The sequence below is a fragment of the Rhodobacter sp. SGA-6-6 genome (genome assembly GCF_011043545.1).
GTDB lineage: Bacteria > Pseudomonadota > Alphaproteobacteria > Rhodobacterales > Rhodobacteraceae > Pseudogemmobacter.
On the sequence record NZ_JAAKGP010000006.1, the window covers coordinates 100,498 to 113,976 of the forward strand.

17 protein-coding genes and 1 tRNA gene are annotated in these 13,479 nt (G+C 68.3%); 10 read left to right on the forward strand and 8 right to left on the reverse strand.

The genetic code is table 11. From position 1 onward, the window contains the following. Positions 1-16: 16 nt before the first annotated feature. The 7 genes from G5B31_RS12765 to G5B31_RS12795 are packed head-to-tail and all read left to right on the forward strand — an operon-like array spanning position 17 to position 5,435. The gene (locus G5B31_RS12765; RefSeq protein WP_205911930.1) at positions 17-1,678 is read left to right on the forward strand and encodes a terminase large subunit domain-containing protein; all 1,662 of its coding nucleotides are present in this window, start codon (positions 17-19) and stop codon (positions 1,676-1,678) included. After that, a complete protein-coding gene (locus tag G5B31_RS12770) occupies positions 1,669-2,007 on the forward strand; it encodes a phage head closure protein (protein ID WP_165018236.1) in 339 nt (112 codons plus the stop codon). The genes G5B31_RS12765 and G5B31_RS12770 overlap by 10 nt, the downstream gene beginning before the upstream one ends. Further along, the gene (locus tag G5B31_RS12775; RefSeq protein WP_165018238.1) at positions 2,004-2,339 is read left to right on the forward strand and encodes an HNH endonuclease; all 336 of its coding nucleotides are present in this window, start codon (positions 2,004-2,006) and stop codon (positions 2,337-2,339) included. The genes G5B31_RS12770 and G5B31_RS12775 overlap by 4 nt, the downstream gene beginning before the upstream one ends. A 4-nt stretch (positions 2,340-2,343) precedes the next feature. Continuing rightward, positions 2,344-3,621 carry a phage major capsid protein gene (locus G5B31_RS12780; RefSeq protein WP_165018240.1) on the forward strand — a complete coding sequence of 426 codons (1,278 nt, stop codon included), beginning with the start codon at positions 2,344-2,346 and terminating at the stop codon, positions 3,619-3,621. Then, positions 3,621-4,175, forward strand: coding sequence for an HK97 family phage prohead protease (locus tag G5B31_RS12785; RefSeq protein WP_165018242.1), 555 nt, complete (start codon positions 3,621-3,623; stop codon positions 4,173-4,175). Before G5B31_RS12780 ends, G5B31_RS12785 begins: the two co-directional genes overlap by 1 nt. A gap of 1 nt (position 4,176) precedes the next feature. Next, positions 4,177-5,244, forward strand: coding sequence for a hypothetical protein (locus G5B31_RS12790; RefSeq protein ID WP_165018244.1), 1,068 nt, complete (start codon positions 4,177-4,179; stop codon positions 5,242-5,244). Positions 5,245-5,246: 2 nt separating this feature from the next. Next, the gene (locus G5B31_RS12795; protein WP_165018246.1) at positions 5,247-5,435 is read left to right on the forward strand and encodes a hypothetical protein; all 189 of its coding nucleotides are present in this window, start codon (positions 5,247-5,249) and stop codon (positions 5,433-5,435) included. Between the two features lies 1 nt (position 5,436). Here the strand turns inward: G5B31_RS12795 and G5B31_RS12800 are convergent, their stop codons facing one another. Together G5B31_RS12800 and G5B31_RS12805 are read right to left on the reverse strand one after the other, a co-directional pair. Then, positions 5,437-5,685: a hypothetical protein gene (locus G5B31_RS12800; protein WP_165018248.1), complete on the reverse strand. Its 249-nt coding sequence runs from the start codon at positions 5,683-5,685 to the stop codon at positions 5,437-5,439. Between the two features lie 85 nt (positions 5,686-5,770). Further along, positions 5,771-6,217 carry a hypothetical protein gene (locus G5B31_RS12805; RefSeq protein WP_165018250.1) on the reverse strand — a complete coding sequence of 149 codons (447 nt, stop codon included), beginning with the start codon at positions 6,215-6,217 and terminating at the stop codon, positions 5,771-5,773. 105 nt (positions 6,218-6,322) lie between these two features. On the opposite strand from G5B31_RS12805, the gene G5B31_RS12810 reads away from it, so the two are divergent. The 3 genes from G5B31_RS12810 to G5B31_RS12820 all read left to right on the forward strand — a co-directional run bounded on the left by G5B31_RS12810 (position 6,323) and on the right by G5B31_RS12820 (position 7,781). Next, positions 6,323-6,487, forward strand: a complete 165-nt coding sequence (locus tag G5B31_RS12810) for an Arc family DNA-binding protein (RefSeq protein WP_165018252.1) — start codon at positions 6,323-6,325, stop codon at positions 6,485-6,487. Next, positions 6,487-6,675, forward strand: a complete 189-nt coding sequence (locus G5B31_RS12815) for a hypothetical protein (RefSeq protein ID WP_165018254.1) — start codon at positions 6,487-6,489, stop codon at positions 6,673-6,675. The genes G5B31_RS12810 and G5B31_RS12815 overlap by 1 nt, the downstream gene beginning before the upstream one ends. Positions 6,676-6,767: 92 nt before the next feature. Further along, positions 6,768-7,781: a tyrosine-type recombinase/integrase gene (locus G5B31_RS12820; protein ID WP_346763914.1), complete on the forward strand. Its 1,014-nt coding sequence runs from the start codon at positions 6,768-6,770 to the stop codon at positions 7,779-7,781. Between the two features lie 5 nt (positions 7,782-7,786). Here the strand turns inward: G5B31_RS12820 and G5B31_RS12825 are convergent. The 6 genes from G5B31_RS12825 to G5B31_RS12850 form a co-directional block, all read right to left on the reverse strand. Beyond that, positions 7,787-7,861 (reverse strand) — tRNA-Glu (locus G5B31_RS12825). A gap of 70 nt (positions 7,862-7,931) precedes the next feature. Then, positions 7,932-9,680: a single-stranded-DNA-specific exonuclease RecJ gene (gene recJ / locus G5B31_RS12830; RefSeq protein ID WP_165018256.1), complete on the reverse strand. Its 1,749-nt coding sequence runs from the start codon at positions 9,678-9,680 to the stop codon at positions 7,932-7,934. A gap of 344 nt (positions 9,681-10,024) precedes the next feature. Beyond that, positions 10,025-10,990 carry a class II fructose-bisphosphatase gene (gene glpX / locus G5B31_RS12835; protein ID WP_165018257.1) on the reverse strand — a complete coding sequence of 322 codons (966 nt, stop codon included), beginning with the start codon at positions 10,988-10,990 and terminating at the stop codon, positions 10,025-10,027. 89 nt (positions 10,991-11,079) lie between these two features. After that, on the reverse strand, positions 11,080-12,369 hold the full coding sequence (locus G5B31_RS12840) for a homoserine dehydrogenase (RefSeq protein ID WP_165018259.1): 1,290 nt from the start codon (positions 12,367-12,369) through the stop codon (positions 11,080-11,082). 74 nt (positions 12,370-12,443) lie between these two features. Then, positions 12,444-12,749, reverse strand: coding sequence for a hypothetical protein (locus tag G5B31_RS12845; protein WP_165018262.1), 306 nt, complete (start codon positions 12,747-12,749; stop codon positions 12,444-12,446). 91 nt (positions 12,750-12,840) lie between these two features. Next, positions 12,841-13,458, reverse strand: coding sequence for a TadE/TadG family type IV pilus assembly protein (locus G5B31_RS12850; RefSeq protein ID WP_165018264.1), 618 nt, complete (start codon positions 13,456-13,458; stop codon positions 12,841-12,843). Positions 13,459-13,479: the final 21 nt, after the last annotated feature.

Below are 13,479 nucleotides of genomic sequence, written 5' to 3' on the forward strand. Positions count from 1 at the left end.
GCGCCATGATGGCCTGATGCCCGGATCAAGCGAGGCGAAGGCGGCTGACCGGCGCAAGGCGCTGGCCGGTTCTGGTGCCAATGCCCGGGGGCCTGCGGGGGCGGGGATCGGCGGGGGGGGTCTTGCTTTCTCGCTTCTGGGAAAAATCCCGGGGGAAAGCCAGGCCGACCGGGCGCTGACCTTCCTCGAGCTGCTGACGGTTCCCGAGGGGCGCACCGCCGGAAAGCCTCTCAAACTGGCCGGGTTTCAGAGGGCTTTCGTTCGCGGCGCGCTGGCCCCCGGCGTCATGGTCGGCGTTCTGTCGATCGGTCGCGGCAACGCAAAGACGGCGCTTTCGGCTGGCCTTGCCCTGGCCGAGCTGGTCGGCGCTCTGCACCGGGAACCGCAGCCGAAGCGGGAAATCCTGTTTGCGGCCCGGAACCGGGATCAGGCGCGGACGGCGTTCAACTTCCTGCTGGGCTACATCCAAGGGCTGCCGGAGGAAGATCAGGCGGCTTTCACGATCCGGCGCGGCTCCAAGCTCGAGGTTGAGTTCGAGGGCAACGGCGGCGGGCTGGCGCGCGTCATCGCGGCTGACGGCAAGTCCATTCTCGGCGGTGCCCCGACCCTTGCCATTCTGGACGAGCGGGCGGCGTGGGTGGCCGAAAAGGGCGATGCGCTGGAAAACGCGATCCTCTCCGGCCTCGGCAAGCGCGATGGCCGGGCGCTGATTATCTCGACCTCTGCCCCGGATGATGCGAACACCTTCTCCCGCTGGCTGGACGATCCGCCGCCGGGAACCTTTGTCCAGGAACACCGGCCCGCCTTCGGCCTGCCTGCTGACGATCTGGAAAGCCTGCTGCAAGCCAACCCCGGCGCGACCGAGGGCATCGGCTCGACCCCCGACTGGCTGGTGGCGCAGGCGCGACGGGCGATTGCACGGGGCGGCTCTGCCCTGTCCAGCTTCCGCAACCTCAACCGCAACGAGCGGGTTTCGACCGAAGACAGGTCGGTGCTGGTCACGGTTGACGAATGGCTGGCGGCAGAGGTTGCCCCGGATCAGCTTCCCGAGCGTTCCGGCCCCTGTGTCCTGGGCGTTGACCTCGGCGGCTCTCGCAGCATGTCGGCAGCGGCGTTCTACTGGCCCGACACGGGGCGGCTCGAGGCTCTGGGCACCTTCCCCAGCACCCCGAGCCTTGCCGACCGTGGCGCGGCTGACGGCGTGTCTGACCGCTATGTGCAGATGCAGGAACGGGGCGAGTTGCTGACGATGGGCGAGGCGACCGTGCCGCCTGGCCCGTGGCTGGCGGCTGTCGTGAAGCACCTGGACGGCATCACCCCGGATTGCATCGTCGGCGACCGCTTCCGCCATGCCGAATTCACCGAAGCCATGAACGCGGCGGGGCTGGCGCGGGTGCCGTTCATCTGGCGGGGTTTCGGCTGGAAAGACGGCTCCGAGGACATCGAGCGGTTCCGGCGGGCGCTGTTCGACGGGGAAGTGATCTGCACCCCGTCCATGCTTCTGCGTTCTGCCTTCTCGGATGCAATCACGCTCATTGACCCGGCAGGCAATGCCAAACTGGCGAAGGCGCGCAGCCTCGGGCGCATCGACGCGGCGGCGGCTGCGGTTCTGGCCGTGGCGCAGGGTGCCCGGATGAAGGCGGCCCCGGCCCGGAAAGCGAGGGCGCTATGGCTGTGACCTCTGGCGACCTGCGCGAGCATATCGCAATCGAGAAGCTGACCCGTGTTTCAGACGGCGGCGGCGGCTTTGAAACCACCTGGGCAACCTTGCCCGGTGCGGCCCGTGTTCCGGCCAAGGTGATTGCCAAGGCGGGCACCGAGTCTGTCGTGGCCGACCGGCTGACCGCGACTTTCACAACGCTGTTCATCATCCGCAACCGCTCCGACCTTGACGAAACAATGCGGATCAGGTGGCGCGGGCGCGTCCTGAATATTCGCGGCATCCGGCGCGAGGGGTTCGGCCCTGCCTTCCTGACCCTCGAGGCAGAGGGGGGCACCGCGACATGAGTTCTCGCAAGGAACATACCCGCCACTCCAAGCGCGTGACCTCGACCGCCCGCTGGCGAGTGCTTCGGCAACAGATCCTCGAGCGTGACGGCTGGACCTGTGCTTGCGGCTGCGGTGAGCGGCGCAGGCTCGAGGTGGACCACATCAAGCCCGTGCGGACGCACCCGGAATTGGCCTTCGATCCGGCCAATCTGCAAGCCCTCGCCCCCGGCTGTCACACCAAAAAGACCCGCCTCGAGTGCGGGCACAAAGAGAAATCCCCTGCGCGAAAAGCGTGGGCCGATGCCGTTGTCGATCTGGCTGCGGCCCCTGCAACCCCGGCAATGGAGTAAGACAATGCTGGAATCTGTGAAACTGATGCGGCGGCAGTCCGAAATCCGCCAATCCCTTGCGGCTCTTGCCGGGAAGGATACCCCGACCGAAGACGAAATCCGCCAGATGGGCGACCTCGACCGTGAGTATCAGACCGTCGAAACCCGCTATCGGGCGGCGCTGATCGCGGAGGATGGCGAGCGGCGGGAGGCTGGCCGCGATCTGGAAACCCGCTCCGACCGGCAGTTCGCCGATCTGGTGGCGGGCTTCGAACTGCGGCAGGCGGTGCTGCATCTGGACGAGGGCAAGGCTCTGTCGGGCAAGACCGCCGAAGTGGTGCAGGAGTTGCGCAACGCTGGCGGCTATCGCGGCATCCCGGTTCCGCTCATGGCGCTGGAACAGCGGGCGGGCGAAACCATCGCCTCGGGCACCCCGGACCCGATCCAGACGCGCCCGATCATCGACCGGCTTTTCCCGGCCTCGGTGGCGGCGCAGATGGGCGCGCAGCTGATCCAGATCGGCACCGGCGCGGTGGAATGGCCTGTCACCACCTCGGCGGTGACGGCGGGCTGGGCGAACGGCGAGCTTGCCAATGTGGCCGGCCCGACGACCTATGCCACGACCGACAAGGCCCTGAAACCGGAACAGACCCTCGGCATCCATATGCGGATCAGCCGCAAGGCGCTGCTGCAATCGGGCGATGCGCTGGAACAGGCGATCCGGCGCGACATGTCGGGCACGATGGCGGCCGAGCTGGACAAGGCAATCTTCCTCGGCACCGGCGCGACCGGCCAGCCCCTTGGCGTCATGACGACCCCGGCCACCTATGGCATCACCACGACCGATGCGGGCGGGCAAGCGACCTGGGCGGCGCTGCGGGCTGCCGTGGTGCGGTTCATGACCGCCAATGCGGCGGCGGGGCCGGGTGCGGTCAAGGCGCTGGTGCGGCCCGAGCTGTGGGACTTCCTCGACGGCGTGGAAGCCTTCGCGGGAACCGGCATCACCGAATGGTCGCGCATCGCGGCGCAGCTCGGTGGTGTGGTGCAGAGCGCCAATGCGCTGGCGGCTCCGGCTGGCGGTCCCCCGCTGGAAACCTCGGTGCTGCTGACCACGGCCGCGGGCGGCGTGGCCCCGATCTTCGTCGGCCTCTGGGGTGCGGTGGATCTGATCCGCGATCCCTACAGCGATGCCCAGTCGGGCGGGCTGCGGCTCACGGCCCTGACCACGGCTGACCTGACCGTGGCGCGGGGTTCGCAGCTGCAAATCGTCACCGGCCTCGAGCTGGCCGAAAGCGGTTCGTGATGCTGTGGGGCGCGTCTCTCGGCGGGCTTGAGCTTCGCAGCGAGGGCGGGGAAACCCGCCTTCGGGCGACGTTCCCCTATGGCGCTGAAACCGAGCTTGCACCCGGGCGGCGGGAGGTTATCGCCGCCCGGGCCTTCGCTGACCGGATCGAAGCGGGCGAGGACATTCACCTGCTGGCTGGTCACGACTATGAAAAGCCCCTCGCCTCCCGGGCGGCGGGCACCCTGACCGTCACGGATACCGATGCGGCGGTGATGATCGAAGCGCGGATCGACGGCGGCACCAGCTGGGCGCGGGACTTCCTTGCCGCCCATGCCTCGGGCCTGATCAGGGGCCTGTCGCCAGGGTTTCGTGTTCCGCCTGGCGGGGATCGGGTTGTGGGGCGCGGGGATGACCTGGTGCGCACCGTGACGCGGGCGCAGCTGTTCGAGGTTTCGGCGGTGACGGTTCCCGCCTATCCCGAGGCGCAGATCGAGGCGCGGTCCTGGGCCTTCGCCGATCTGGGGCCATGGCTGGGCGGCAGGCGGCACCCGCTCAATCGGTGGAGGGCCTGACATGGGGCTGATGGACATCTTCCGGCGCAAGCCCGTAGCTGAAACCCGATCCTCGGGCAGCGGCTACACGGCGCAGATCATGGCGGCGCGGGCATCCTACCTTGGCGGCACGGCTGGCCTTGGGGAGCTGACCGCTACGGTGCAGGGCTGTGTAAGCCTCTGGGAGGGCGGTTTGAGCCTGGCCGATGTGTCGGGCACCGAGTTGCTGACCCGGCGCACCCTGGCCGTCACGGCCCGCGCTCTGGCGCTGCGGGGCGAGGCGGTGTTCCTGATCCGGGATCGGCTGGTGCCGGTGTCGGATTGGGACGTGACCACGCGGGACGGTGAACCGCGCTCCTACCGCTTGCAGATCAGCGAGGCAGGCGGTGGCCGCTCGGAAATCGCGCTGGCGGGCGAGGTGCTGCATTTCAGGATCGGCTCCGATGCTGTCATGCCATGGGCGGGCACGGCACCGCTGCGGCGGTCCAGCCTCTCGGCGCAGCTCCTGGCCGAGCTGGAAACTGCGATCCGCGATGTGTTCCGCGATGCTCCCTTGGGGTCGCAGATCGTGCCGGTGCCCGAAGGCTCTGCCGACGACATGGAACAGCTGCGGCAGGGCTTCCGGGGGCGCAGGGGGGCCGCGCTGGTGATCGAGGGTGTGGCCCAGGCGACGGCCGCAGGAATGAATCCCAACATCGGCAAAAGCCCCGATCAGCTCTCCCCGGACCTGTCCCGGACGCTGGCGGGCGAGTTGCTGCGCGAAGCCAAGGGCGCGGTCTTCTCCGCCTTCGGCATCCTGCCGGGGCTACAGAACCCGGCGACCACCGGCCCGCTTGTGCGCGAGGCGCAGCGACACCTGGCGCAGCTGATCCTGCAACCCATTGCCGGGCTGATGGCCGAGGAAGCGACAGAGAAATTCGGGCAGGCCGTAAAAATAGACGTGGTGCGGCCCATGCAGGCGTTCGACGCGGGCGGCAAGGCGCGGGCGCTGGCGACAATGTTGCAGGCGCTGGCGCAAGCCAAGGAGGCAAATATCGACGGCGCGACCCTGCAAGATGCACTGTCTTTCATTGATTGGCAGGACGAATGACCATGACCGACAAGACCCTGACCATTTACAGCTTTGCCGAGGCGCGGGTGTTCACGGCCCCGTCGATGCCGGGCGAGTGCATCCTTGCGATCCGCTCCGGCACTGAGACGACCCACTATGCAATGTCTATCGAGGATCTTGCCGGGCTGGCCGAAAGGCTCCGGCAGGATGCCATGTTGCTCAAGGCATAGATCAGAGGATTTGGTAGGTCGGTTCGGTCACTTCTTCGACGTGCAGCAGGGCGCGAGGGCGATCAAGCTCGATCTGTTTTCCTTTGAGAAAGTCCACCCGGAACCGCCGGGCCTTGACGCGATAGGTGACGGGCACCCCTTCGCCCGAGTCGATCATGATCGTGTCGCCGACCGCCGGGACTTCCGGCAGTTCAATATCTTCAACGCAATCGTCCACATCGAAAGACGGCGACAGGCGAATATAGAACATGGTTTTCCCCCAGAATGGTCCCGGCTGATCATACGCGCGGCGGTGCTTGTCTGGCAATCAGAAGGGTGTAGGGCTGCTTCGAGACTCAGAAAGGCACCTCAAAGTTTCCTCCTGCATATTTGTTTTCGTTGTCGTCAAAGACCCATTCGCCGGAATAGTCGCCTGGCTTTGCGAATACATGACCACTTTCATACACTGTCGCGTCGCCACCGTCTTTCAGGGTAAAGGCAACGCTATCGGCTTTGAAGGTCACCGATACCACTAGAGGGTGTCCGACCAAAACGTCACGAGCTGCTTCTGCAGCAATCTTTGTCTGACCAAGCCTTGCCAGTAGTCGGTTGATGATCGTTTGCATGTTGTCGCGCGACTTTAGGGCTTCGTCTATCAGACGACGAGCGGCCTCAACCTCTGACGCCAAACCTTTGTCCTTCTGAAACTTGGTTATCCGCTCCACCATTTCAGCGGGAAGCGCATACACGCGCCGGATGTTCTCGTTGCCCGAGGGTTGCTCATCCTCCGGTTCCTTGGCCATGTCTTCCTCCTGTCACCGCTGATGGCACGGCTAAGGCTACGCTTGACTGGCGTCAAGTGCACGTCTAATGTCACGACAATGTGCACAGCAAGGGGTAAGTTGACGATGACCAAGGCGCAGAAGCCCAATTTCCCTCTCCGCCTGCCTGAGGGGATGCGCGAGCAGATCAGGCAGGCCGCAAAGGCTGAGGGCCGTTCGATGAATGCGCAGATCGTCCAGCACCTGCGGGCGATCTATCAGCCGACCGAGCGTCAGGAGGCCGCGGCCTGATGGCGAACCGTCCCGCGACTGTGACCGAGACCGAAATCAGGCGTTCCGTGAAGGGTGCCGTGGCTGGTGGCATTGCCATTGGCCGGATCGAGGTCGATCACATCACGGGCAAGGTCATCATCTTCCCGATGGGCGCGGCACCCTCTGCCGGTGTCGGCCCCGATCCCGACGAGCTGCTGCGCAGATGAGAAAGCCCCGCAACCCCTTTCCCGGCGTCTCCCGGTTTCTGGACCGGCACGGCAAGGTGCGTTGGCGCTTCCGCCGGAAGGGGAGGGCTGACGTGTATCTGCCCGGCCCCTATGGCTCTGCCGAGTTCCGCACCGCCTATGAGGCTGCTGTGGCTGGGGCCGCCGAGCCAGTGACGCGGAGCAATTCCAGCTATGGCACCATCGCCTGGCTGATCGAGAACTACCTGCGCAGCCCGAAACACCTGAACCTGTCGGACATTCGCCGCAAGACGATCCGCCGGGAACTGGACTGGCTGCGGGGCGAGGTCGGGCAGTATCAGGCCGGGCGGATCGAAACCCGGCACGTCGAGGCGATCATGGCGCGCAAAGCCGGGCCGACCGCTGCGAACACGGTGAAGAAGAACCTTTCGATGCTGTTCAACTTCGCAATCAAGTATTCGCTGGCCGACCTGAAGCACAACCCGGCCAAGTATGCCGACCGGCGCAAGGAAAACCCCGACGGATACCACACCTGGACCGAGGCCGAGATTGCGCAGTTTCTGGCGTTCCATCAGCCCGGCACCAAGCCCCGGCTGGCGGCGCTGCTGATGATGAACACCGGCGCGGCCCGACAAGATGTGATCCGCCTCGGCTGGCAGAACATCGAGGGCGACCGGATCAGATACCGGCGGCACAAGACCGAGATCGGCGGCGACTATCCTATTCTGCCCGATCTGGCCGACGAATTGCGGCAAGTGCCTGCCGACCGGATGCTGTTCCTCACCCACGGCGAGGGGCGGCCATACAAGCCCGAAACGTTCGGCAACTGGTTCAAGGATCAGTGCAAGGCGGCAGGGCTTCCGCATTGCTCTGCGCATGGCCTGCGCAAGGGGCAGGCGACGAGGATTGCAGAGGAAGGCGGGACCGAATTGGAGGTCATGAGCTTCCTTGCTCACGCGACCCCGAAGGAGGGTGCGACCTACACGAAAAAGGCTGGGCGAGCGAAGCTTGCCGACCGAGGTTTGTCACGAGTGTCTGGGGTGAAAGCGGAACAGAAGTTGTCTAACCTTTCTGACAGGTTAGACAATCGCACCGCGCAACATCATGAAAAGAAAGGGAAATCATGACGAAGTGGCAGCCCGTAGGGGAGTCGAACCCCTCTTCCCAGGTTGAAAACCTGGTGTCCTAACCGATAGACGAACGGGCCACGCTGTCGGTGGAGCGGTGTCTAATCGGGGCCGCCGCGATGCGCAAGAGGAAAAGTGAAGGCTTTTCCGTCAGGCCGGGGCGGCGTCGTCCAGCCGCAGCTGCACCCGGTTGCGGCCGCCCCAGCTGTTGACCTCCAGCTTGCCCGCCAGGTGGAAGGGGCGGGTCCCCGTGGTCTCCAGCGCCGAGCCGAGCGGGCCGTCGAAGGCGCCGAAGGCCACAGCCTCAAGCGGTTGGCCGCCGGGGTTGCGGATCGACAGCCGCAGGTGCGATTCGCCGATGCGGCGGGCGGTCAGGGTGACCTCGGGCAGCACGAAGCGCGGGGCGGGGGCCGCGGCGCCGAAGGGGCCGGCGGCCTCGATCTGCTCGGCCAGCGCCAGCGTGGCGGCCTGCGGCATCAGCAGGCCGTCGACCCGCAGCTCCCGCACTCCGCCGGCGCCGGCACCCTGCCGGGCCAGCAGATCGGAAAGCCGCGCCATCGCCTCTTCCAGCCGGTCGCGGGCCACGGTCAGCCCGGCCGCCATCCGGTGGCCGCCGCCCTTGACCAGCAGCCCCTCGGCGGCGACGCGCTGCACGGCGGCGCCGAGGTCCACGCCGGGGACGGAGCGGCCGGAGCCCTTGCCCTCCGCCCCCTCCAGCCCGATCACCACGGCGGGGCGGCCGGTGGCCTCCTTCAGTCTTGCGGCGACGATGCCGACGACGCCGGGATGCCAGCCCTCGGCCGCGGCCCAGACCAACGGCGCGTCCAGCCCGCGGGCCTCGGCCTGGGCCAGCGCCTCCTCGCGCACCCGCTCGGTGATCTCGCGCCGCTCGCTGTTCAGCTGGTCCAGCCGTTCGGCCAGCGCCGCCGCCTCGCGCTCGTCCGCGGTGGCCAGCAGCCGGGCGCCGAGATCGGCCTGGCCGATCCGCCCGCCGGCATTCACCCGCGGGCCGAGCAGGAAGCCGAGCGCGTGCGAGGTCGGCGCCGCATCCATCCGCGCGATGTCCGCCAGCGCCCGCAGCCCCGGCCGTTCCCGCCGCGCCATCACCTTCAGCCCCTGCCGCACCAGCGCCCGGTTGACCCCGGTCAGCGGCGCCACATCGGCCACCGTCGCCAGCGCCACCAGGTCCAGCATCGTCATCAGGTCGGGCCCCCGCGCCCCTTGCGCCCGCAGCTGCCGGTTGGCCTCGACCAGCATCAGGAAGACCACCGCGGCGGCGCAGAGATGCGACAGGCTGCCGTCCTCGTCCTGCCGGTTGGGGTTCACCACCGCCAGCGCCGCCGGCAGGGTCTCCACCGCGAGGTGGTGGTCGAGGATGATCACCTCGGCCGGGGCGGCAGCGGCCACCGGCGCATGGCTGAGGGTGCCGCAATCGACGCAGAGGATCAGGGAATGCCGGGCGGCCAGGGCCTGCATGGCGGGAACGTTCGGGCCGTAGCCCTCGTCGATGCGGTCGGGGATGTAGAGCGTGGCCTCGCGGCCCATGGCGCGCAGCCAGCAGATCAGCAGCGCGGCGGAGGCGCCGCCGTCCACGTCGTAATCGGCGAAGACGGCGATCCTCTCGCGGGCGGCGACGGCGGCCAGGAAACGGGCGGCGGCCTTCTCCATGTCGCGCAAGCTGCGCGGGTCGGGCAGCAGGTCCTTCAGCGTCGGGGCGAGGAAGGCCTCGGCCCCGTCGGCCGCCACGCCGCGGGCGGCGAGGATGCGGCAGAGCGGCAGCGGCAGCCGGGAGCCTTGCGCGATGGCCTCGGCCAGCCGGTCCTGCGCCGGATCGGGGCCGGTCCAGCGGCGGCCGGTCAGCGAGGACTCGACGGAAAGGAAGGCGGGGGAAGGGAACATGGCCAAGGGGTGCCAGAGCGGGCGGGCGGCTGCAAGCGCTTTGCCCTGCGCGGGAGGCTGGCGGAGCCCCTTGCCGCCGCCGTCGGACCGGGGGCGCTTCGCCCCCCGGACCCCCAGAGGATATTTGGAGCAGGTGAATTTGAAGGAGAACTCTCTTCCATTTCACCTGCCCCTAAATATCCCCGCCGGAGGCACCTCCGAGCCGGTTGCGCGCTTGCGCGCAGAGGCGAGAGGAAAGGCTTGCGGCGAAGCCGCGCAATATGGCGACCGCAGCCGGGGCGGGCCCTCAGGTCATCTTGCGCCCCCGGCACGGGCCGAGAGGAGGTGGAGGATGCGGGGGGCGCCTACCGCAGCGGGCTGCGGTAGGTCATCCGGCGGACCGAGCCGGTCTTCGAGCGCATCAGCAGGGTCTCGGTCGTCACCCAGCCGGGCTCGCGCCGGATGCCGGCCAGAAGGGAACCGGTGGTGACCCCGGTCGCGGCGAAGATCACGTCGCCGCGCACCAGGTCGTCGCGGGTATAGACCCGGTCGAAATTGGTGATGCCGGCCTTGCTGGCCCGCCCGCGCTCGTCGTCGTTGCGGAAGAGGAGCTTGCCGAAGAACTGCCCGCCCATGCATTTCAGCGCCGCCGCGGCCAGCACCCCCTCGGGTGCGCCGCCCGATCCCATATACATGTCGATGCCGGTTACTTCCGGCTCGGCGCAATGCATGACGCCGGCGACGTCGCCGTCGGTGATCAGCCGGATCGAGGCGCCGGTGGAGCGGATCTCGCGGATCATCTCCTCGTGCCGGGGACGTTCGAGGACGCAGACGGTAATGTTCTCGGTCGAGACGCCCTTGGCGGCGGCCAGCGCCGAGACCCGTTCGGAGGGGCTCATGGTCATGGTCACGGTGCCGGGCTTGTAGCCGGGGCCGATGGCCAGCTTCTCCATATAGACATCGGGGGCGTGCAGCAGCGTGCCGCGCGGGGCCATGGCGATGACGGTCAGCGCGTTCGGCATGTCCTTCGCCGTCAGCGTGGTGCCTTCCAGCGGGTCCAGCGCGATGTCGACTGCCGGGCCGTTGCCGCTGCCGACCTCCTCGCCGATGTAAAGCATCGGCGCCTCGTCGCGCTCGCCCTCGCCGATCACCACCACGCCCTTGATGTCGAGGAGGTTGAGTTGGTCGCGCATGGCGTTGACGGCGGCCTGATCGGCGGCCTTCTCGTCGCCGCGGCCGACCAGCCGGGCGGAGGCCAGCGCCGCGGCCTCGGACACGCGGGCGAGGCCCAGCGAAAGCAGGCGGTCCTGGAATTCCTTGGCGTCGGCCATGATCTGTCCCCTTCTGGCGTTTGCCCGAGGCTTAGCCGGAAGCGGGACGGGGCCGCAAGCGTGGTGACGCTAACGGCGGGGAATCCCGGTCAGACCTCTTCGATGCGGATCGCCACCGGGGCGCCGGTCAGCACGCCGGTGGCGGCGAAGCGGGCCATGGCATGGGCCAGGTCGTCCGGCGCGGCCTTGTGGGTGACGATCAGCACCGGGGCATTGGCGCCCTCGTGGCCATACTGGCGCATCTGGTCGATGGAGACGCCGGCGTCGCCCAGGCAGGTGGCGATCTTGGCCAGCGCGCCGGGTTTGTCGACCAGCGTCATCCGCAGGTAGTAGGGCGCGGGTGTCGCGGCGCGGGCCGGCTGGGCGGGCACCAGCTGCGCGGCGGGGATGCCGAAGGTCGGCACCCGGAAGCCGCGGGCGAGGTCGATCACGTCGCCCATCACCGCCGATGCCGTCGGCCCCATCCCGGCGCCGGGGCCGCGCAGGACGATCTGGCCGACGGAGTCGCCCTCCAGCACCACCATGTTGGTGCCGCCCTGCAACTGGCCCAAGGGGCTGTCGGCCGGGACCAGGCAGGGTGTCATCCGCTGTTCCAGCCCGCGGCCGGTCATCTGGGCGACGCCGAGGAGCTTGATGCGGTAGCCCATGTCCTCGGCCAGGCGGATGTCGTCGATGGAGACATTGCCGATCCCCTCCAGCTCCACCGCGTCGAAGGCGACGCGGGTGCCGAAGGCGATGGCGGCCAGCAGGGAAAGCTTGTGGCCGGCGTCGATGCCGCCCACGTCGAGGTTGGGGTCGGCCTCCAGATAGCCGAGGCTCCGGGCCTCCTCGAACACCTGGTCGTAGGGCAGGCCGGCCGATTGCATCCGGGTCAGGATGTAGTTGCAGGTGCCGTTCATCACCCCCATCACTCGCTTCATCCGGTTGCCGGCGAGGCCCTCGGTCAGCGCCTTGATCACCGGGATGCCGCCGGCGACGGCGGCCTCGAAGCGCAGGGACAGGCCGGCGGCCTCGGCGGCCTCGGCCAAGGACTGGCCGTGATGGGCGAGGAGCGCCTTGTTGGCGGTCACCACATGCTTGCCGGCGGCAAGGGCGGCTTCGGTGGCGGCCTTGGCGGCGCCTTCATGGCCGCCCATCACCTCGACGAAGACATCCACGTCCCCGCGCCGCGCCAGCGCGACGGGATCGGTCTCCCAGGCATAGCCGGACAGGTCGGCGTCGCGGTTCCTGCTGCGGTCGCGGGCCGAGACGGCGGTGATCGCCACCGGGCGGCCGGCGCGGGCGGCGATCAGCTCGGCCTCGGCCTGGACGATCTTCACCACGCCGATGCCCACCGTGCCAAGACCGGCAAGACCGAGGCGGAGGGGGGCAGCGGGCATGGCAGGACCTTTCGGAGAGGCGTTCGGGCAGGGTGTTAGCCGTTCGGGCGGCGGCGCGCAATGCGGCGGCGGGGTCAGGCCCGCCCGGCCCGGACCGCGGCGGCCAGCCGGGCGCGGGTCTCCGGGTCGTGCACCGGGCCGCGCATCAGCGCGGCGCGGGCGCGCAGCCTGGCGGCGCGGGCGGAGAGGCCCTGTCCCTGTGCTTCGGCCACGGCGGGGGCGTCGGTCCCGGCCAGCAGCTGGTCGATCGGCAGCAGGGCGGGCGGCGGGGCGTCGGCGCCTTCGGGGAAGGCCGCGAAATCCGGCAGCGGCGTGCAGGAGGCGGCCAGCACCAGCGCCAGCAGGCAGGGCAGAAGGCGGGGGCGGCGGGAAAGGGGCATCTGCCGGGACGGTCCTGTGGCTTCGGTCGCGGCAGGATAGACGCGCGCGCCGCCGGGCGGAAGGGCCCGGCGGCGCGGCGGCAGGAAGCGGTCAGATGATCGAGGGGCAGGCCACGCCCTTGAAGCAGACCTGCAGGTAATAGCGCGGCCGGGTGACCACGAAATTGCGGAAGGTGGAATCCGGGATGCCGACGTCGAAACTGTAGCGCACGCCGTTGGTGCCCTGCCGGGTGTGGTTGTATTTGCCCGGGTGATAATCCACCTCGGTCTCGACGATCACCACGCTGTCCTGGTTGGCCATGATCGGGATGCGGGCGCGGAAGGCGGAGGTGTTGACGCTGGTGTTGGTCAGCGCCGGCATCTTGTTCCCGGGCGAGCGGGAGAACAGCACGTAAAGCTTGTTGTCCGATTCCTTGTATTTGACCGAGGTGATGCGGAGCTTCACGTTCGGGGAATCGTTCAGCAGGTATTCCGTCACCGTCTGCATCCCGCTGACGAAGGTGCTGTCGACCTCGTTCTGCCGCGAGATCAGGTCCGAGACCGAATAGGCGGCCTTCTGGGCCTGGTTGATGGTGCGGAAGGCGTCCCAGTAGACGAAGAGCGCGATGAAGGTCCAGACCAGCAGCGGCAGCAGGACCAGGAACTCGGTCATGATGAGCCCGTCCTCCCGGTCGCGGAAGCGGCGCATCTGGCGAAGAAGGGATGTCATGCTCGGGTCACCTCTGCTCTC

What these genes read in the sequence shown, in the direction of transcription:
- G5B31_RS12840 (WP_165018259.1), bottom strand. Translation starts at nt 12,369, where the DNA reads ATGCCCGCTGCCCCCCTCCGCCTCGGTCTTGCCGGTCTTGGCACGGTG.
- G5B31_RS12780 (WP_165018240.1), top strand. Translation starts at nt 2,344, where the DNA reads ATGCTGGAATCTGTGAAACTGATGCGGCGGCAGTCCGAAATCCGCCAA.
- G5B31_RS12790 (WP_165018244.1), top strand. Translation starts at nt 4,177, where the DNA reads ATGGGGCTGATGGACATCTTCCGGCGCAAGCCCGTAGCTGAAACCCGA.
- G5B31_RS12805 (WP_165018250.1), bottom strand. Translation starts at nt 6,217, where the DNA reads ATGGCCAAGGAACCGGAGGATGAGCAACCCTCGGGCAACGAGAACATC.
- recJ (WP_165018256.1), bottom strand. Translation starts at nt 9,680, where the DNA reads ATGTTCCCTTCCCCCGCCTTCCTTTCCGTCGAGTCCTCGCTGACCGGC.
- G5B31_RS12810 (WP_165018252.1), top strand. Translation starts at nt 6,323, where the DNA reads ATGACCAAGGCGCAGAAGCCCAATTTCCCTCTCCGCCTGCCTGAGGGG.
- G5B31_RS12850 (WP_165018264.1), bottom strand. Translation starts at nt 13,458, where the DNA reads ATGACATCCCTTCTTCGCCAGATGCGCCGCTTCCGCGACCGGGAGGAC.
- G5B31_RS12785 (WP_165018242.1), top strand. Translation starts at nt 3,621, where the DNA reads ATGCTGTGGGGCGCGTCTCTCGGCGGGCTTGAGCTTCGCAGCGAGGGC.
- G5B31_RS12795 (WP_165018246.1), top strand. Translation starts at nt 5,247, where the DNA reads ATGACCGACAAGACCCTGACCATTTACAGCTTTGCCGAGGCGCGGGTG.
- G5B31_RS12815 (WP_165018254.1), top strand. Translation starts at nt 6,487, where the DNA reads ATGGCGAACCGTCCCGCGACTGTGACCGAGACCGAAATCAGGCGTTCC.
- G5B31_RS12775 (WP_165018238.1), top strand. Translation starts at nt 2,004, where the DNA reads ATGAGTTCTCGCAAGGAACATACCCGCCACTCCAAGCGCGTGACCTCG.
- G5B31_RS12845 (WP_165018262.1), bottom strand. Translation starts at nt 12,749, where the DNA reads ATGCCCCTTTCCCGCCGCCCCCGCCTTCTGCCCTGCCTGCTGGCGCTG.
- glpX (WP_165018257.1), bottom strand. Translation starts at nt 10,990, where the DNA reads ATGGCCGACGCCAAGGAATTCCAGGACCGCCTGCTTTCGCTGGGCCTC.
- G5B31_RS12800 (WP_165018248.1), bottom strand. Translation starts at nt 5,685, where the DNA reads ATGTTCTATATTCGCCTGTCGCCGTCTTTCGATGTGGACGATTGCGTT.
- G5B31_RS12770 (WP_165018236.1), top strand. Translation starts at nt 1,669, where the DNA reads ATGGCTGTGACCTCTGGCGACCTGCGCGAGCATATCGCAATCGAGAAG.
- G5B31_RS12765 (WP_205911930.1), top strand. Translation starts at nt 17, where the DNA reads ATGCCCGGATCAAGCGAGGCGAAGGCGGCTGACCGGCGCAAGGCGCTG.